The organism is Rhizobium sp. Leaf321 (assembly GCF_001423215.1).
Classification (GTDB): Bacteria; Pseudomonadota; Alphaproteobacteria; order Rhizobiales; family Rhizobiaceae; genus Neorhizobium; species Neorhizobium soli.
In genome coordinates this window covers 1,030,223-1,048,272 of the sequence record NZ_LMOF01000008.1, presented here as the reverse complement: position 1 = coordinate 1,048,272, position 18,050 = coordinate 1,030,223, and the positions used below count along the sequence as shown (strand labels likewise).

17 protein-coding genes are annotated in these 18,050 nt (G+C 61.8%); 5 read left to right on the top strand and 12 right to left on the bottom strand.

From position 1 onward, the window contains the following. Positions 1 to 15 precede the first annotated feature (15 nt). Positions 16 to 1,677 carry an alpha-glucosidase family protein gene (locus ASF70_RS22200; protein ID WP_062582848.1) on the bottom strand — a complete coding sequence of 554 codons (1,662 nt, stop codon included), beginning with the start codon at positions 1,675 to 1,677 and terminating at the stop codon, positions 16 to 18. 156 nt (positions 1,678 to 1,833) lie between these two features. On the opposite strand from ASF70_RS22200, the gene ASF70_RS22195 reads away from it, so the two are divergent. Then, on the top strand, positions 1,834 to 2,745 hold the full coding sequence (locus ASF70_RS22195) for a sugar kinase (RefSeq protein WP_062582847.1): 912 nt from the start codon (positions 1,834 to 1,836) through the stop codon (positions 2,743 to 2,745). On the opposite strand, the gene ASF70_RS22190 is transcribed toward ASF70_RS22195, so the two are convergent. Then, positions 2,706 to 4,751, bottom strand: coding sequence for an acyltransferase family protein (locus tag ASF70_RS22190; RefSeq protein WP_062582845.1), 2,046 nt, complete (start codon positions 4,749 to 4,751; stop codon positions 2,706 to 2,708). The two genes, ASF70_RS22195 and ASF70_RS22190, sit on opposite strands and share 40 nt — an antisense overlap. A 191-nt stretch (positions 4,752 to 4,942) precedes the next feature. On the opposite strand from ASF70_RS22190, the gene ASF70_RS22185 reads away from it, so the two are divergent. Then, positions 4,943 to 5,977 (top strand): glycosyltransferase family 1 protein, encoded by a 1,035-nt coding sequence (locus tag ASF70_RS22185; protein ID WP_082472051.1) that lies wholly within the window; start codon positions 4,943 to 4,945, stop codon positions 5,975 to 5,977. A gap of 361 nt (positions 5,978 to 6,338) precedes the next feature. Here the strand turns inward: ASF70_RS22185 and der are convergent, their stop codons facing one another. Continuing rightward, positions 6,339 to 7,769 (bottom strand): ribosome biogenesis GTPase Der, encoded by a 1,431-nt coding sequence (gene der / locus ASF70_RS22180; protein WP_062455575.1) that lies wholly within the window; start codon positions 7,767 to 7,769, stop codon positions 6,339 to 6,341. Between the two features lie 30 nt (positions 7,770 to 7,799). After that, complete coding sequence (locus ASF70_RS22175) at positions 7,800 to 8,471, bottom strand: tetratricopeptide repeat protein (RefSeq protein ID WP_062582841.1); 672 nt, start codon at positions 8,469 to 8,471, stop codon at positions 7,800 to 7,802. 215 nt (positions 8,472 to 8,686) lie between these two features. Here ASF70_RS22175 and ASF70_RS22170 point away from each other — a divergent pair, with 215 nt between their 5' ends. Next, on the top strand, positions 8,687 to 9,673 hold the full coding sequence (locus ASF70_RS22170; protein WP_062582839.1) for a hypothetical protein: 987 nt from the start codon (positions 8,687 to 8,689) through the stop codon (positions 9,671 to 9,673). Between the two features lie 75 nt (positions 9,674 to 9,748). Next, entirely contained in the window at positions 9,749 to 10,114 is a 366-nt protein-coding gene (locus tag ASF70_RS22165; RefSeq protein WP_062582837.1) for a VanZ family protein, read from the top strand. Positions 10,115 to 10,131: 17 nt separating this feature from the next. On the opposite strand, the gene ASF70_RS24120 is transcribed toward ASF70_RS22165, so the two are convergent. From ASF70_RS24120 to ASF70_RS22155, 3 genes are all read right to left on the bottom strand, one after another. Further along, positions 10,132 to 10,314 (bottom strand): hypothetical protein, encoded by a 183-nt coding sequence (locus ASF70_RS24120; protein WP_156461908.1) that lies wholly within the window; start codon positions 10,312 to 10,314, stop codon positions 10,132 to 10,134. Positions 10,315 to 10,471: 157 nt separating this feature from the next. Continuing rightward, positions 10,472 to 11,749 carry a peptide antibiotic transporter SbmA gene (gene sbmA, locus ASF70_RS22160; protein ID WP_062582835.1) on the bottom strand — a complete coding sequence of 426 codons (1,278 nt, stop codon included), beginning with the start codon at positions 11,747 to 11,749 and terminating at the stop codon, positions 10,472 to 10,474. 129 nt (positions 11,750 to 11,878) lie between these two features. Further along, entirely contained in the window at positions 11,879 to 13,066 is a 1,188-nt protein-coding gene (locus ASF70_RS22155) for a YbfB/YjiJ family MFS transporter (RefSeq protein WP_062582833.1), read from the bottom strand. Positions 13,067 to 13,372: 306 nt separating this feature from the next. On the opposite strand from ASF70_RS22155, the gene ASF70_RS22150 reads away from it, so the two are divergent. Then, complete coding sequence (locus ASF70_RS22150; RefSeq protein WP_062455558.1) at positions 13,373 to 13,588, top strand: hypothetical protein; 216 nt, start codon at positions 13,373 to 13,375, stop codon at positions 13,586 to 13,588. A 54-nt stretch (positions 13,589 to 13,642) separates the two neighbouring features. Here the strand turns inward: ASF70_RS22150 and map are convergent, their stop codons facing one another. The 5 genes from map to ASF70_RS22125 form a co-directional block, all read right to left on the bottom strand. Continuing rightward, entirely contained in the window at positions 13,643 to 14,401 is a 759-nt protein-coding gene (gene map, locus ASF70_RS22145) for a type I methionyl aminopeptidase (RefSeq protein ID WP_062582832.1), read from the bottom strand. Positions 14,402 to 14,459: 58 nt separating this feature from the next. Next, a complete protein-coding gene (locus ASF70_RS22140) occupies positions 14,460 to 15,503 on the bottom strand; it encodes an LLM class flavin-dependent oxidoreductase (RefSeq protein ID WP_062582830.1) in 1,044 nt (347 codons plus the stop codon). A 221-nt stretch (positions 15,504 to 15,724) separates the two neighbouring features. Then, positions 15,725 to 16,189 carry an SRPBCC family protein gene (locus tag ASF70_RS22135; protein WP_062582828.1) on the bottom strand — a complete coding sequence of 155 codons (465 nt, stop codon included), beginning with the start codon at positions 16,187 to 16,189 and terminating at the stop codon, positions 15,725 to 15,727. 91 nt (positions 16,190 to 16,280) lie between these two features. Further along, positions 16,281 to 17,042, bottom strand: coding sequence for an ABC transporter ATP-binding protein (locus ASF70_RS22130; protein ID WP_062582826.1), 762 nt, complete (start codon positions 17,040 to 17,042; stop codon positions 16,281 to 16,283). Continuing rightward, positions 17,039 to 18,040 carry an iron chelate uptake ABC transporter family permease subunit gene (locus ASF70_RS22125; RefSeq protein WP_113110873.1) on the bottom strand — a complete coding sequence of 334 codons (1,002 nt, stop codon included), beginning with the start codon at positions 18,038 to 18,040 and terminating at the stop codon, positions 17,039 to 17,041. Before ASF70_RS22125 ends, ASF70_RS22130 begins: the two co-directional genes overlap by 4 nt. Between the last annotated feature and the right edge of the window lie 10 nt (positions 18,041 to 18,050).

Here is an 18,050-nt window from a genome sequence, read left to right as displayed (position 1 = left end):
CTCACACCTACGCCATCACACCCGCGCGCAGAACACATCCAGCGCATCGAGCTTCACGGCACCCGCTTCCAGCTTCGACACAAACCCCGGAAGATCGACCGGCATCACGTCGCCCATCCGCTTGGGCAGCACGAAGTTTTGCGGCTCGCGGGTCAGGTTGAACACGAACAGCAGCTTCTCACCGCCCTTTTCGCGGACGAAGGCGAGCAGGTCCTGGTTGATCTCGATAAACGTCATGTCGCCGTCGATCAGCGCATGGTGGTTTTTGCGGAAGGCGAAGGTTTCGCGGTAGTGCTGCAGCACCGAATCCGGCATTGCCTCCTGCGCATCCACCGAACGGCTGGCGTGATCGGCCGGAATGGGCAGCCAGGTCTTGGCGCCCTCGCTGAAGCCCGCATGGGCCTCGCCCGCTTCCCACACCATCGGCGTGCGGCATCCGTCGCGGCCCTTGAAGGCCGGCCAGAAGCGGATGCCGTAGGGGTCGCGCAGATCCTCGTAAGTCAGTTCCGCTTCGCTCAAGCCCAGCTCCTCGCCCTGGTAGAGGCAGATCGAACCGCGCAGCACCGAAATCAACGTTGCCGACAATTTGGCGACGCGGTCCTGCTCGGACGGATCCTCGGTAAAGCGGGTAACATGACGAACCACGTCGTGGTTGGAAAACGCCCAGCACACCCAGCCGTTCACCACCGTATCGAGCACGGTCTGCATCACCTTGCGGATATAGGCGGCAGAAAACGCCGGGCCCAGCAGGTCGAACGTGTAGCACATATGCAGCTTGTCGTCGCCGGTCGTATAGAGCGCCAACGTGTTCAGCGAACGCGGCCCGTCGCCCACTTCGCCCACCGAGGCGCGGTTGTCGTAGCTGTCGAGCAGCGCCCGCAACCGCTTCAGAAAGCCGATATTTTCCGGCTGCGTCTTGTCGTAGAGATGGTTCTGCATCGAATACGGATTGGTATCCGTCTCCATGCCGGCGCCGTCGGTGTCGTAGACCATCGGCGGGTTGCTGCGCAGTTGCTTGTCGTGGAAATAGTAGTTGACGGTATCGAGCCTGAAGCCGTCGACGCCGCGGTCGAGCCAGAAGCGCACCGTATCCAGCATCGCATCCTGCACATCGGGATTGTGGAAGTTGAGGTCCGGCTGCGAGATCAGGAAGTTGTGCATGTAGTACTGCTTGCGCACACCGTCCCATTCCCAGCCCGGTCCGCCGAAGATCGACAGCCAGTTGGTCGGAGCCGTGCCGTCGGGCTTGGGGTCGGCCCAGACATACCAGTCGGCCTTGGGATTGGTGCGGCTGGAGCGGCTTTCGATAAACCACGGATGCCGGTCGGATGTATGCGAAATGACCTGGTCGATGATCACCTTGAGGCCGAGGCGATGGGCCTCTGTCATCATCTCGTCGAAATCGGCAAGCGTGCCGAACATCGGGTCGACATTGCAGTAATCGGAAACGTCATAGCCCATGTCGGCCATCGGCGAGGTGAAAAACGGCGACAGCCAGATCGCATCGACGCCGAGCGAAGCTACATGCGGCAGGCGCTGGGTAATCCCCTTGATATCGCCCAGTCCGTCGCCGGTCGTGTCCTGGAAGGACCGCGGATAGATCTGGTAGATCACCGCACCCCGCCACCAGTTGCCGTCAACCTTGCGAGTGGTGTCCCTCGTGGTCTCCAATACCATTCCACAATGCTCCTTCTTGAAAATCGCTCATCCCAACCTTGGTCCCAAACTAGAGCCATGCCACCAAAAGACAACGCGGAAACGAAGCGCGACACGCTCTTGTCATGGCGGACGCTTCAGCTTATTCGAGCGTCAAACCCATGGGAGGGATGACAATTGGGCGGAAAGCTTCTTTCGATCGGCGAATGCATGGTGGAACTGTCGCAGGCGGGTGAAGGCCTGCTGCGCAAGGGCTTCGCCGGCGATACGTTCAACACGGCCTGGTATGTCCGCGCCTGCCTCTCCAAAGACTGGTCGGTGGACTATCTGACCGCAGTCGGCGACGATCCGATGTCGTCGGATATGCTTGGGATGATGGAGAAAGCCGGCATCGGCACCAGCCTCATCCGCCGCATCCCCGGCAAGACGCCCGGCCTCTACTTGATCACCCTCAAGGATGGCGAGCGCACCTTCAGCTACTGGCGCGACAGCGCTGCCGCGCGCAAGCTCGCAGACGACGCCGAGCACCTGCGCTCGGCAATCGAAACCGCCGACATCATCTATTTCTCCGGCATCACGCTCGGCATCCTGGCACCGGAAGCGGTCGAGACGCTTTTATCGGAACTGCGCCGCGCCAAGGCCGCCGGCAAGACGGTCGCCTTCGATCCGAACCTTCGCCCGCGCCTGTGGGTGAGCCGGGACATCATGCTGAAGACGATCGAGGATGGCGCAAGAGCCGCCACCATCGTTCTCCCAAGCTTCGACGATGAAGCGACCTATTTCGGCGATGCCACGGTGGCCGATACGATCGCCCGCTACCATGGTCTCGGCGTCACGGATGTCGTGGTCAAGAACGGCGCAGAAGGCGCAACCTTCAGCCTGTCGGGCGTGACCGGTCATGCACCGGCCGTCACCACCGGCAAGGTGGTCGACACGACCAGCGCCGGCGACAGTTTCAACGCCGGCTTCCTGTCGAAGTACTTAAGCGGCGCCACACCGCACGAAGCCGCAGCCTACGGCGCCGCAGTCGCCGCCACCGTCATCGGCCATCACGGCGCGCTGATCAGTCCGGAGCTTCTGCCCGGCTGAACCACCGCGACCGGATGTGTCGGCTTGAGCTGGCAGATCCCTTTCGGCTCGCCCACCTTCACGCCAGCCTCGCAACCGTGTTGCGCGGCATCCGTCAGCGCGTCGTAGAGATCGAGCGTCTTACCGAGATGGATCGACCCCAGATGCGAAAAATGCTCGTCGTCGAGGAACAGCGAAACGCCGCCATCCACCACCCGGCAGCTTTTCTCGTCGCAGAGAAAGTCTTCGAGCGACACGACCGGGAACCGCTTCGAAACGTCCGCCATCAGCCGCTCCACGAGGGCATCATGGGCGCGCTGTTCGTCCCGCTCCATCATGCAGGGCGTGTCTGCAACATCCAGCATGGCGCTTCGCACGACACAGCGGCCGATATCGCGACCATCGCGCGGCGGCGGCGCCATGAACACTGGCCGCAGACCGATCGAGCGCAGCCAGTCGGCAGTCGCCTCGACCTCGGCAAGCATCCGGCCGTAATCCGTCCGCATCGCCTGGCCTTGCGCCGTCATCACCCGGCGGTCAGATCTGAGATAGGTCAGGTACTGCGATCCGAGCACGACGGTGCGCAGCGAGGGCGTCTTTGCAAGATAGGCCTTTACCGCCTCGTTGTGACGAATGCAGTCGAGCGGCCATGACGCGGAATCGTTGAGCGGAATGGGCGCGATGCCGGTTGGAAACGCGCAGCTGTTCTTGTGAAGCTGCACCAGCCCCTCGCCCTGATCGGACGGCGTATCGTGCATGGACGCCGCCAGCCCGTCGACCAGATGCATCGCCAGCGAATCGCCCCAGACCGCCATTTCCGGGCCCTGACCGATCGTGCAGACATCCGGCCGCACTTCGCCGTTGCAGATCTTGCCGATGCCGAGGCTCGGCTCCCCCATGGCTGTAAGCACGGGATCGCGGCCCGGAAAGCCCTGCGCGTTGGTGGTCACGATGCCGAGCACCACCAGCACCGCCGCTAAGGACCCGCTGAGGGAAAACACCAAGCGACGGCCGACCTGCGGCTTCCGGAACGGCTGTTCCACCAGAAAATAGCTTGCGATTGCCAGCGCAAACACGAGCGCCACCAGCAGCCCGTAGGACCAGCCCGGCAGCATGTCCATCGAGCGCAGACGGGCAAAGGCGAACACCGGCTGATGCCAGAGATAGAGGCTGTAGCTGATCAGCCCGATCGCCACCAGCGGCCGAAGCGAAAGCAGCCGTCCGGCAAGATTGCGCGGACCGGCAAAGGCGATCACGAGAAGCGTGCCGACGACCGGCGCCAGCGTCACCGGTCCCGGCCATTTCAGCTCGGATGTCAGGAACAGGCAACTGCCGACGATCAGGATAAGGCCAGCGAGCCCCAGGGCCGATCGGGTCCGCTCAGAGTAACGGGTCGGTATGCCGCCGATCGCCAGAAGAGCGCCTGCGGCAAGTTCCCAGAAACGGGTAAAGGGGAGATAGAAATTCGCGACCGGATCGACCCTTGAAACCGGCCATGCCAGAAACAGGCTGATCAGCGCCAAAACCGCCACGATGCGGAAGATCACCTGCCGCGTCTGCTTGCGCACCATCCACAGAAGCACCGGAAACACCAGATAGAACTGCTCTTCCACCGATAGCGACCACGTATGCAGCAGCGGCTTCAGTTCGGTACTGGGCGAAAAATATCCCGTATTGTCCCAAAGCTCGAAGTTGGAAACCATCAGCAGCGAGTGGAACAGGTCCTTGCCGAAATCGTCCAGTTCCGATGGCAGCATCCACAGTGCCGCAAAGGGCAGACAGGCAATGCACACCACAAGCAGCGCCGGCGCGATGCGCCGCACCCGCCGCTCGTAGAAATTGACGATGCTGAAACGGTCTTTCGCCAGGTCGTTGAGAATGATCGCGGTGATCAGGTAGCCGCTGATGACGAAGAACACGTCGACGCCGACAAAGCCACCCGGCATTAACCCGAGACCGGTGTGGAAGAGGATGACGGGAACGACGGCGATCGCGCGCAGCCCATCGATTTCTGGTCTGTACTGCATGCCGGGGCTCTACCAATCCCGGCCGCGGAAGTCCATTGCTGAGGGGTGCTGCGAGCAGCGTTCGGCTTTGACAATCAAACGTTGAGAGCGCGTCTTCATCGCCCTGTTACAATATTTTCCGATGAAGGAACGGAAAACATGGTCGGCAGCCGCGAGTCGGTTCCGGCATGGCAACGGGGCCGGGTCAAACCATGACAAGGATTACCATTGTAACCGACGCCTGGTATCCGCAGGTCAATGGCGTCGTACGCTCGATCGAAAATACCAACCGCGAACTGGCAGGCATGGGCATCAATGTCTCGATGGTGACGCCGCTGGATTTCTCGAGCATCCCCTGCCCGACCTATCCGGAAATCCGCCTTTCGGTCGCAAGCTTCCGCAGCGTTGCCGCGACCATCGAAGGAACTCAGCCATCCGCCGTGCATATTGCAACGGAAGGACCGCTCGGACTTGCTGCCCGCCGCTGGTGCCTGAAGAACGGCATGCCGTTCTCCACCAGTTATCACACGCGTTTTCCGGAATATGTGGCCGCCCGCTTTCCGGTGCCGATCCGGCTGCTCAACGGCTTCGTCCGCTGGTTCCACAATGCCGGCAACGGCTGCATGGTGGCAACCGCGAGCCTGGAGCGGGAACTGCACAAGCTCGGCGTGAAAAATCTTCTGCGCTGGAGCCGCGGTATCGATCAGACGGTGTTTCACCCGGTGGCACTCGAGGCCAAGCCCTTCGACCTGCCTCGTCCGATCTTTATGACGGTCGGCCGAGTAGCCGTGGAGAAAAACCTGCCCGCCTTTCTCGATCTCGATCTGCCGGGCTCCAAGGTCGTGATCGGCGACGGCCCCGCCCGCGCCGACCTTCAACGGCGCTACCCACATGTGCTTTTCACGGGAATGAAAACGGGAGAAGACCTGGCACGCGCCTACGCCCAGGCCGACGTGTTCGTCTTCCCGTCCAGAACCGATACGTTCGGCAACACCATTCTCGAGGCGCTGGCAAGCGGCGTCCCGGTCGCGGCCTATCCGGTCATGGGTCCGATCGATATCATCGAACAGGGCTCAGGCGCCGGTGCCCTCAACGAAGACCTGCGTCTTGCCTGCCTGGAAGCACTGACGTGTCAGCGCGAGGACGCAAGTCGCCTTGCCCGCCGCTACACCTGGGAAGCCGCCTCGAAACAGTTTCTCGGCAACGTGCTCAAGGTACAGGGCGTCAAGGCGCTGACTGCGCGATAACCGAATATTGCTGCTGTGGCCGGGGTTCTATGCGCTAGCCTGCATGTCGAACCGGCACGTCCCGCTGATGCTTATCCGCGCCAGATGAAATAGCCGATACCACCAGCACCAAGACCCACGGCAGTCAGCAGACCGAGTACGATCATAAAAAACCTCCCAAAAGGCCGCCCAACGCCCTCCACAGCACCGGGTCGACAAGAAGGAGTGGATCATAAAGACGAACCGAATGCAAGCAGAGCGCGAAACGCCTTAGCGGTCGCTGCGTTCAGCCCACGTTCTGGCTTATATTTCAACCATTTGGCGAAATCGCTCGTGCTGCTGATGATCGACGCTCTGCACTAAACGCGATCATCGAGCAGGTTTATCGCTTCTTGCGGCGGTTTTCGAACGGGTTCTCGCCCGCCTTGAAGTGAATGCGGATCGGCACGCCCGGGATCTGGAAATCGGCGCGCAGGCCGTTGGTCAGATAGCGGATGTAGCTTTCCGGCAGGGCATCGGGACGCGTGCAGGAAATCATGAAGGCCGGCGGGCGGGCCTTGACCTGCGTCATGTATTTGAGCTTCAGGCGACGGCCCGAAACGGCCGGTGGCGGATGCTGAACCTGCGTGCCTTCCAGCCAGCGATTGAGCTTGGCCGTCGAGATGCGCTTGTTCCACACCATGTCGGTGTCGATGATGCTCTGCATCAGCTTGTCGAGCGAATAACCGGTCTGGCCGGAAATCGGCACGGCGCGGATGCCGCGCGCCTGCGGCAGCAGCCGCTCGGTCTTTTCGCGCAGCTCGGCCAGCACCGCCTGCGGTTCTTCGACGAGGTCCCACTTGTTGAAGGCGAGCACGGCGGCGCGACCTTCTCGCAGCACCAGATCGACCAGCTGCAGGTCCTGCTTTTCAAACGGAATGGTCGCATCGAACACGATCACGACCGTCTCGGCAAAGCGGATCGACCGCAGCGCGTCGGCGACTGACAGCTTTTCGAGCTTCTCCTGGACGCGCGCCTTTTTGCGCATGCCGGCCGTGTCGAACATCTTGATCGTGCGGCCGCGCCACTCCCAGTCGACGGAAATGCTGTCGCGGGTAATGCCCGCTTCCGGGCCGGTCAGCAGCCTGTCTTCACCCAGAAAGCGGTTGATCAGCGTCGACTTGCCGGCATTCGGACGGCCGATAATGGCAACCCGCAGCGGCTTGGTATCGTCATAGGCAGGCTCAAACTCGTCGTCGGCCTCTTCGCCCAGCACGCTGTCGCGCACGTCGATATCCGTCTCGGCCTCGTCGTCGTCGCCTTCCGGAAACGCCCGGTCTTCGCCGATCGCCTCGACGATCGCGTCGCGCAGGTCGATCATGCCCTGGCCGTGTTCGGCAGAAATCGGCACCGGCTCGCCGAGACCCAGCGTATAGGCATCGTAGAAACCACCGTCGGAACCCTTGGCTTCGGATTTGTTGGCCACCAGCACGACCGGCTTGCCGCTGCGGCGCAACAGCTCGCCGAACGTCTTGTCGAGCGGCGTCAGGCCGAATTTCGCATCGACCACGAACAGCGTCAGGTCGGCATCCTCGATGGCGAGCTCGGTCTGGGCCCGCATGCGGCCCTCGAGCGTATCGGGACCGACCTCTTCGAGACCGGCCGTATCGATGATGATGAACCGGAGGTCGATCAGCTTGGCATCGCCCGGGCGGCGGTCACGGGTAACGCCCGGCGTGTCATCGACGAGCGCGAGCTTCTTGCCGACCAGCCGGTTGAAGAGCGTGGACTTGCCGACATTCGGGCGTCCTACGATGGCGACGGTGAAGCTCATAGTCGTTCCTTGCTGCCCTGTGGCGAAAAATCAGGGCGCCTTGCCGGATGCGGCGATGTTGTCGAGCATGATCTGGGCGCGGTTGGCAACGTTGCGCGGCGCACTGGCATCCTCGGCGATCCGCTGGAACCAGGTCTTGGCTTCCGCCATGTTGCCGGCCTTGTAGGCGGCAAGACCGAGTGCCTCGCGGGCGGAATTGGCAAGCGTCTGGCCCTGGTTGGCCATGGCCTGCGCCTGTGCAGACACCTGATCGTAGGTGCCGGCGTCGATCAGCAGCCATGCGGCGCGCAGTTTTGCGAGATCGCGGATTCCGGCCGGCGCTGAAGTGTCGCCGCCGATCGCTGTAAAGGTGGAGATGGCTGCCCCGGTATCGCCCTTGGCGGCCTGAACCGAGCCTGCACGCATCTTGGCGAGAACCGGATAGGCGCCGGAGCCATCCTTTTCGATCGCGGAGAGTGCCGCCAGCGCTTCGTCGTTCTTGCCCTTCGAGGCAAGATCAAGCGCCGCGATAAACCGGTCACCCGACTGCGACGAACCGTGGTTTTCCCAGTATTCGTACCCGCGCCAGCCGGCCGTGCCGAGGACGACGAGAACGGCAACGCCGATCAGGATACGGCTGTAGCGCTTCCACACATACTGCAACTGGTCGGAACGAAGTTCTTCGTTGACCTCACGGAAAAAGCTGTCGTCGTTCTGCGCCATGATCACTCCGGCCTTGCTGGGGCCCCATCCATCTAAAGAGCGCCTAATAGCTTATTTTGCTAAGGATGTAAGGCCCCTCACGCAATTCTCAAACAAGCTTGTTGATGCAAGGAGCCTTGGTCCCTTCTATCATATCCCAATTCAAAGCTTCGCCTTAATCCGGGCGCAGGGAAATTCGCCTCGATTCTCCCCTTTGGACACAGTACCGGGTTGCCATGCGTTTGCTCTCTTCCTCCATCGCCCTTTGCCTCTGCCTCGCCTCCCCGGCGTTGAGCGCAGACGAGCGGCCGAAACAGTTGCTGATCGTCTCCTTCGATGGCGCCGGTCCCAACCACCTGTGGCAGCGCAGCCGCGATTTTGCGAGGGCCAACAACGCCCACTTCACCTACTTCCTGTCCTGCACGCTGCTGATCCCCCGCGCCGAGCGGTCGACCTATCAGGGACCGGGCCACAAGCCCGGCCGCTCCAATATCGGCTTTGCCCAGACGAAAGACGAAGCGCGAGAACGGCTCTCCCATATCTGGCAGGCGCATCAGGAAGGCCACGACATTTCCAGCCACACCTGCGGCCACTTCGACGGCAAGGACTGGTCCGCGGCAGACTGGAGCGCCGAGATGACGACCTTCTCGCGCGTGCTCGGCAATGCCTGGACGGCGATCGGTGCTGGCGACAGCGAACCCGGTGGCTGGAAGGATTTCGTGGCGAACGACATCCATGGTTTCCGCGCCCCCTATTTCGCCACCAGTGCCGGCATGACTGTCGCCGAGAAAAAAGCGGGCTTTACCTATGATGCAAGCCTTGTCACCAAGGGGCCGATGATGCCGGAAGAGGAGGACGGGCTGATCCGCTTCGGCCTGCCGCTCATTCCCGAAGGCCCGTCGCAGCGACCGATCATCGCCATGGACTACAACCTGTTCATCCGCCATTCCGGCGGCATCGACAATCCCAGCCAGTCGTCCACGTTCGAGGACCGCGCCTATTCCGCGTTCCGCGCCGCCTTCGACCGCGAATACGACGGTGACCGCATTCCTGTTCAGCTCGGCTTTCACTTCGTCGAGATGAACGGCGGCGCCTATTGGCGGGCGATGGAACGGCTGGTCTCGGAAGTCTGCAATAGGGACGATGTCGCCTGCGTCAGCTACAAGCAGGCCATCCCCATGATCGCAGAACGTCGCAAGGCCAAGGCAACGTCCGGCCTGTAGCCGTCTGCTGGACGCCGTTAACCGCGGGCGACGATTCGATTTTCGCAATGCAGCATAGTTCGGTATGACACCCCGATGACAAACCGCCTTCTCGCAAATCCGCTCAGAACCCTGGCCTGGCTGGCGCTCGCCGCGATCGTCTTCGTGACGATCTCGCCGATCGACCTGCGGCCGCACGACCTCCTGCCCGTGGATGTCGACCGGGCGGCGGCCTTCGCCGTGATGGCCTTCCTCTTCGTCGCCGCCTATCCGCGCCAGTGGATTTTTTGCGCAGTTCTGCTCTTGATCGGGGCTGGCGGCATCGAGATGCTGCAGCTCCTGTCGCCCTCGCGGCATGCCCATATGGATGACGCACTGGTCAAGGCCGCAGGCGCGGCCATTGGTTGCCTTGCCGGCTGGACGCTGAACCAGATGCGGTTCCGCCGCAAAGCTGTCGCCTAAGGCATCCGAAAAATCCGCTAATGCACGTTATCTCCGTTTGAAACCAACGGATTATCATTTTTCTGAAAACCGCCCGTCCTCACGCTGTCGGGCCGCGCGATAATGCTTGCGTCATCGGGCGGGAAACCGGGTTCGCGAACCGGCATCACCAAAGGTTCGAAAGAACCGGTTCCGATGATGGCCGTGACGGTTTTCGGCATCCCGAAAATCATCGGAAACGGCCCGGGCAGGCGGAAAGCCTGAACTCCAAAATACCCTTATTGCGCCGCCTGCCCTTCCCCTGAACGAGAAACCGCGCCGGACTAGGCACCCGGCGCGACCAAAACTGCTGTCTGTTATCTGGAAACGACGATCAGGTCAGGTCGGCTTGTTCGCCGCCATCTCCCCGCCTTCGGCTTCACGCACCAGATAATTCCGGTCGATCTCCGGCAGCGGCTCGCCATCGATCGCCGCCTCGAAGGCCTGGAGGCGCTTGTGGATGGACAAGAGCTCGATAATCGTCGTCCAGGAACTGATGAGGTACTGCAGGGAGCTCGATACCTGTCCGAAGGCCGTGCTGATCTGTTGCCAGATGCCGAGCGTGATTTTCGCAGCCACGATCGTCGGCACCAACAGGAAGATCAGGAACAGTGCGTCCGCCTGCAGATACGCGTACCGGGCGACATTGAAGTAGAGGTAGTGCCAGTACATTCGGAAATAGTTCTTCCGCACATTGCCGAACAGCTCCATGACGGTCAGCGGCTGGGCGCGGTCCGCATGGTCTTCGCCGTAGACCAGTTCCTTGCGGTAGGCCGCTTCGACGCGCTGGTTACGGAAGTTCAGGCCCGGCAGCTTTATACCGGCGACGGCAAGCAGCACGGTTCCGAACAGGGACCAGAAGATGGCCGCCCAGAACAGCGCATAGGGCACCTGGCCGAAGAACGGGATGTCCGTGACGTAGCTTGAAAGACCGAGCAGGATTGGCAGGAAGACCACGAACGTCATGACGGACGTGATCAGCGATATGCCGAGCGATTCCAGCGTCGAAGAAAACCGCATCGTATCTTCCTGGACACGCTGGGATGCACCTTCGATATGGCGCAGCTTCTCCCACTTCGACATGTAGAAATTGTTCATCGCCGTGCGCCAGCGGAAAATATAGTGGCTGGTGAAGAAGTCCGTGAGGATCGATACAACCATGCTCAGGAAGGCTACCTGGGCGAAGATCACCATCAGGTCATAGAAGTTCCACTCGGTAATTCCGGGTTTTCCTCCCAGCGCATTCTGCATCAGGTCAAAGAACGGTCGGCGCCAATTGTTGAAGATGACCGAAATCTGCACACCGAAATAGGTGACCGCAATGATCAGCAGCGATCCCCAGACAGACCAGCCGATCCATGGATTGTGCTTGTCGAGCACGCTCCATGCAGCACCGAACAGAAGCAGAGTGATGGCGAAATACGAATAGAACCAGATATTGGTCGGCATCAGGAAGTAGGTCAGATCGTAACGATCCGGCGAGCCCTCCGGCATCGTGAAGCCGAGACTTTGGCCGAGCCCGTCAAAAACGAAGTACCAGGCCAGGATGGTAATGACAGTCCAAATGGCCGCAGACGTGAAAAACAGTTTTGGTCGGGGAAAGAAGGAGTGGAACACGGAGCGCGCGCTTTCCTGAGTTCGATTCTAGGATGATGTCGGGGTGGACGATGTGGCCGGAAACTAAGGCAGTTCCAAGGGAGCGGCAATGGTTCCCCACCATTGTTACATAAATGTAAGCATCAGCCCTCAGGCGTCCCGTCGAGGCACATACCGGATCAGCGGCAATGCCAGCCCAACGCACACGACAAGGGCGCCGGCTGCAATCAGCGACGGTAGCGTGAAACTGCCGCTCCGCTCCGCTATAAACCCTGCCACCAGCGGCCCGACGATCTGGCCGGTGCCGAAGGCGGCGGTCATGAAGGCAAAGGCGCGGCGTGGACTTTGCGGCGCAAGCTGGCGCCCGAGCTGCAGCCCGTAGGCGGTAACGACCATGAACGTCGCCCCGAGCAGCAACCCGCCGAACAGCGCACCGGAAACCGCCGGCAGCATCACAGAGCCGAGCACGCCGAGCCACAGCAGCGCGATGGCGGCGCAATAGGCCGCCCCGAGCCCGAGCCGCCTGACGAAGGGCTGCCAGGCAAACAGCGAAACCGCGGCCGCACAGCCGGTGACGAACCATGCCAGAAACTCGACCACCGACCCGGCATTGCCCATCCGCGCAATCGCGACAAGAAACGTGGCTGTTATCACGTAACCGAAGCCGAACAGACCATAGGACAGCGTTATCAGCACCAGCGGACGGTTCCAGACGAGCCTGGGCTCGACCGGTGCCCGCGTCTCCCCGGCCGGCCGCGGCAATCCGCGCGACACGAGGAGGAAGACAAGGAGCGCGATCGCCGCACCCGCAAACCAGTTGATCCGCCACCCGTGCGCCGCATCACCCGCCACCGTGTTGACGATGAAGGCAAGCGCCGAAGACAGCGCGATGCCGGCGCCCACGCCACCGTAATGCAGCATGCCGACAGTCGGACGGCCCGCCGCATGCGGCAGCACCACGGCCGAGGTGAAGATCATCGAAAACGCACTCGCAAGCCCGGCGAGAAAACGGATCACCACAAACACCGTGACCGATGTCGAAAGCCCCATGGCCGCCAGAAGAACTGCAGTCGCCAGCAATCCCCCGAGCGCCACCTGCCGCTCGCGACCTGACGCCCAGGCATAGGCCGAAAGCACGGCACCGGCCAGATAACCCGCAAAGTTACCGGCTGCAATCGTGCCCGCGTCGGCAGCCGAGATCGGGATGCCCGCGATCATCCCCGGCAGCACCGGTGTATAGAAGAACCGCCCGAAACCCATCGCCGCCGCCATCGCAACGCCGCCGGACAAGCCAATCAAAATAGGATTTCGAACCTGGGAAATGGGGATCTGCAACATGCCGCCTTATCCCAGCGGCAGTTGCGCTGCACAATGCAGAAATTGTCATCGCTGCGATGACAAGCGCTGATGGGTGGTCGGGCAGCCTCAAATTCGGGTCACCTGCAATCCCATTCCCGACACCACAAATCACGACTTCTGTCGCTTTGCTGACACGAATGACGGGCATTATATGAAGGTCGACAGGGGCTCCGGTGATTCGGATGTCCTGGCCGGCGTTCATTTTAGGAAATCTACGCATCGTACCCTTCGAATGCCGTTTCAGGTGTTCGGATCGATTTTGTAGGGATGATGGAGTTTATATTGATGAACCAGGATCTTACCCGTTCGGACGTGATGTCCGACCCTTTGATCTCGCAGCTGCGCGAGGCCGACCAGATCGGCAACGCGGCGTTTGCCCAGTTGCTCGAAAGCGCTGCCCGTCGCCAGACCAGCCTGATGATGGACAAGCTCAATCAGGAGCGCGCCGACGCTTTCTATCGCAGGCTGGATATCGTCTGCAGCAAACACAAGAAAAGCTGATCGGATTGACCCGGCCGACTCTTCGGCCGGTCTGCTGACAAATCTGGGCTAGGCCTAGTCTGCCAGCGTCAGGATCAGCGGCCCGTTGCGCGTCACCACGATCGTGTGCTCGAACTGCACGGTCGGCGCCTTGGGTTCACTGTAGAGCGTCCACGGATCGCTCTTGTCGTCGCCGTCTTCGGCCCATTCGCCGCCGAGAGACAGGAACGGCTCGATGGTAAACACCAGCCCCTCCTCCATGATACGGCTTTCCTGCGGATCCGGCCATGTCGGCACTTCACCCGGCTCCTCGTGCAGCGAGCGGCCGATGCCGTGGCTCGAAAGATTGGTGATCAGCGTATAGCGGTTCTTCTTGGCAAACGCCCCGATCGCGTTGCCGATGCCGGCAATCGGCTTTCCCGTCTTCACCTGCTGCAACCCGGTCCACAGCGCCCGCTTGCCGTCGCGGCACAGCTTTTCGACCTCGCGCTTGACCGGCGGCACGCAGAATGACGCGCCTGTATCGCCGTAAAATCCGTCCTTGAGCGCCGAAACGTCGATATTGACGAGATCGCCCGCCGCAATCGCCCGGTCGCCCGGAATGCCGTGCGCCACTTCCTCGTTGACGGAAATGCAGGTTGCGCCAGGAAACTGGTAGTCATGCTCGGGAGCCGACTGCGCGCCGTTGTCTTCCAGAAGCTTGCGGCCGATCGCATCCAGTTCGCGGGTGGTGATCCCTGGCTCGAGCGCCTTGCCCATCAGATCCACCGCACGGGCGCAGAGCCTGCCGATCTCCTTGAGCTTTGCAAGCTCGTCTTCGTTCGAAATGATCATCCGTCCCGCACGTCCATTCTCTGTAAGGTCGCCGGTTTCGCGCCAACGACCCGGCCCGTCAAATGCTTTTTGGGCTCCCGATCTCTTTTCTGACGATCGGCGCCACTTTCGTGCCGTAGAGTTCGATGCCGCGCATGATCTGATCATGCGGCATCAGGCCGATCGCCATCTGCAGCATGAAACGGCTCATGCCGAACACCGTGTGGGCAGCGATCATCTTTTCCGCCACCAGCTCCGGCTCGCCGACAAAGAGATTGCCGATCGGACCACGGGCCTGGTCGAAATGCACCCGGTTGGTCGGCCCCCAGCCGCGCTCGCGACCGATCCGGTCCATCACCGCCGCCTGCGGCCCGTAGAACTGCTGGGCAGCGATATCGGTCGTGTCGGCGATGAAACCATGCACAGCGATGCTGGTTGGCAGAGCGGCGGCATCATGCCCGGCCCGGGTCGCCGCCTCGCGGTAGAGCTTGAAGAACGGCGCAAAGCGCGGATATTCCCCGCCGATGATGGCGACCGCAAGCGGCAGGCCCATGGCCCCTGCCCGCGCCACAGACTGCGGCGTGCCGCCGACCGCGATCCACACCGGCATCTGGTTCTGCAACGGCCGCGGATAGACGCCACGGCCATTGATCGGCGCCCGCTTCTCGCCCTGCCAGGTCACGATCTCGTTGTCGCGCAGCGCGAGCAGCAGATCGAGCTTTTCCGAAAACAGGTCGTCGTAATCGCCAAGGTCGTAGCCGAACAGCGGGAAGGATTCGATAAACGAGCCGCGCCCGGCCATGATCTCGGCCCGGCCGCCGGAGATCAGGTCGACGGTCGCAAACTCCTGAAACACCCGCACCGGATCTTCCGAAGACAGAACCGTCACCGCACTCGTCAGCCTGATGTTTTTGGTGCGCACGGCCGCCGCCGCAAGTACCGTCGCCGGCGACGATATCACATAGTCGGCCCGGTGATGTTCGCCGAGCCCGAACACGTCGAGCCCCACCTGGTCGGCAAGCTCGATCTCTTCGAGAAGGTTCGTCACCCGCCGTGCCGCCTCCCCACCCTTGTTGAGCAGGGTCGGGTCGAGATCGCCGAAAGTGTAAACGCCGAGTTCCATCGTAAGAAGATATCCGGTTGCTGATGCCAGTCACATAGCCACCGGACAGACATCCCGCAAACCGGATTTTCTCGAACGGTTCGTTCGATCGAATGGATAGGCAAAAGGGATCTGGTTTCAGACACTTGGATCCTAAACCGGATTCACATCGTCAGCCGCACCGTTTGCGGATTAAGGACACGAGCGATAGGGCCCAACAGCCTGAAAGGAATCGAGAAAATCTACATCGTCTTGGCAATCTCTGCCATCTGGTCCGCAACCACGCCCCAGCCTTGCTCGAACCCCATGTCCCGGTGGGCGATCATGTCTTCCTCGGCCCAGTGGACGGCAGTTGCCGTGTAGCGGGAGCGTCCGCCGCCGATATCCTCGAACGCGATGATGCCGGTCATGAACGGCTTGGCCGAGGGCACCCATCCGGCCGTATAGGCGTCGGTAAACACGAGCTTCCTGTTCGGCACGACTTCCAGATAGACTCCGGCATTCGGCACCGTTTCGCCTTCCGGCCCCTGCATCAGCACAAAACTCTCGCCGCCGGGACGAAGGTCGGCGCGCGCCTGCGTCACTTTCCAGGGCAGCGGGCAGAACCACTCGCCGAACCGTTCCGGCGTCGTCCAGACCTTGTAGAGCTTCTCGGCCGGTACATCGAACTCGCGGACGATCTGCAGTGCGTAAGCGGCGTGTGTCATCCGTCTCTCTCCCGTGCGTGTTCAACGTGCTGAGGACATGAGCCTACAACGAATGCGTCGCAAGGGAAGCGCGAATACGAGGTTTTCGGATCTATCGCAGATAGTGGATATGCGGCCGCCCGTGATGCGACGAGGTTTCCACCCGCGCATCGACCGAAAACACGTCCCGCAGAAGTTCCTGCGTGATGATCTCCTCCGGTGTCCCTGACGCGACGATCCTGCCCTGCTGCAGGATGATCAGGCTGTCGCAGAACATCGCAGCGTGGTTGAGATCGTGCAGCGCGATCACGCTCGTCACCGGCAGACCGGCAACCAGCCGCATGAGGCTGATCTGGTGCTGGACATCGAGATGGTTGGTCGGCTCGTCGAGGATCAGTTCCTTCGGCGATTGCGCCAGCGCCCTGGCGATATGGACGCGCTGCCGCTCGCCGCCGGACAGGCTCTGCCAGCGGTCGTTTCGCTTTTCCACCATGCCTGAGCGTTCCAGCGCCTCACTCACCGCCTCGTCGTCGGCCATCGACCAGCCCGAAAACATCGACCGGTGCGGAAAGCGCCCGAGCTTGACCACGTCGATGACCCGCAGGCTGGAATTGGTCGTCGCATGCTGCTCCACGAACGCCACCCTCTGGGCGATAGACCGACGGCCGATCGTGCCGATATCGCGGCCATCGAGCGTCACTTTGCCCGCATGCGGCGTCTTCAGTCCGGCGATCAGGCGCAAAAGCGAGGTCTTGCCGGATCCGTTCGGCCCGAGCAGCCCGACCATCTTGCCCGGTTCGGCCGCGAAGGACACGCCGTCGAGAATGGTCTTGCGGCCGATCTTCCAGCTGAGATTTTCCGCTTCGATGCTCATGACGACTTCTGGAACCGGTAGAGAATGACGGAGAAGAACGGCACGCCGACCAAAGCCGTGACGACGCCGATCGGCAGAACCTGCTGCGGGATCAGCGCCCGCGAGGCGATATCGGCCAGCACCATGAAGATTGCACCGACGATGGCGCAGGCCGGCAGCAGCCGGATATGCAAAGGCCCGACGATGAACCTCGCCGCATGCGGCACGACGAGACCGACAAAGCCGATCGTTCCAACCATCGAGACGATCGTCGCCGTCATGATCGCCGTCAGCGCAAACAGCACGATGCGGGCCCGACCGACATTGACGCCGAGCGAGGCGGCCGCCTCGTCTCCGAAGGCAAACGCGTCGAGCACCCGCGCATAGAACAGGCAGACGATCAGGCACACGCCGACGATGACCGAGACGAGCATGAATTCCGGCCAGCGCACGCCGCCGAAACTGCCGAGCAGCCAGAACATCACGTCACGCGCCTGCTGCGCATTGCCGGATGTGGTAACGATATAGGAGGTTGCCGCGTTGAACAGCTGCGATGCCGCTACGCCCGCAAGAATGGTGCGATCCGCCCCGCCACGCGCGCCGTTCGACAGCAACGCTACGAAAAAGAACGCCGCAAAGGCGCCGGCAAAGGCACCGGCCGAAAGCGACACCGTGCCAGCGCCAAGCCCGAGAATGACGATTGCCACCGCCCCGGTGGAGGCGCCGGCGGAAATGCCGAGCACATAGGGCTCGGCCAGCGGATTGCGCAGCAGCGACTGCATGATGGCGCCAGACAGCGCAAGACCCGCACCGCAGAAGGATGCGACCAGCGCCCGGCTGAGGCGGTAGTCCCAGATGACCGTCTCGTGGATGCGGTTGAGCTCGATCGCGGTCCAGCCCAGCCGGTTGGTGATTGCGGCATAGGTCGTCGAAAGCGGGATCGGCAGGTCGCCGATACCGACGCTCACTCCGACCACGAGACCGATGGCGGCGAGCGACGCCAGCAGCAGGCCGAACAGGACGGCAAGC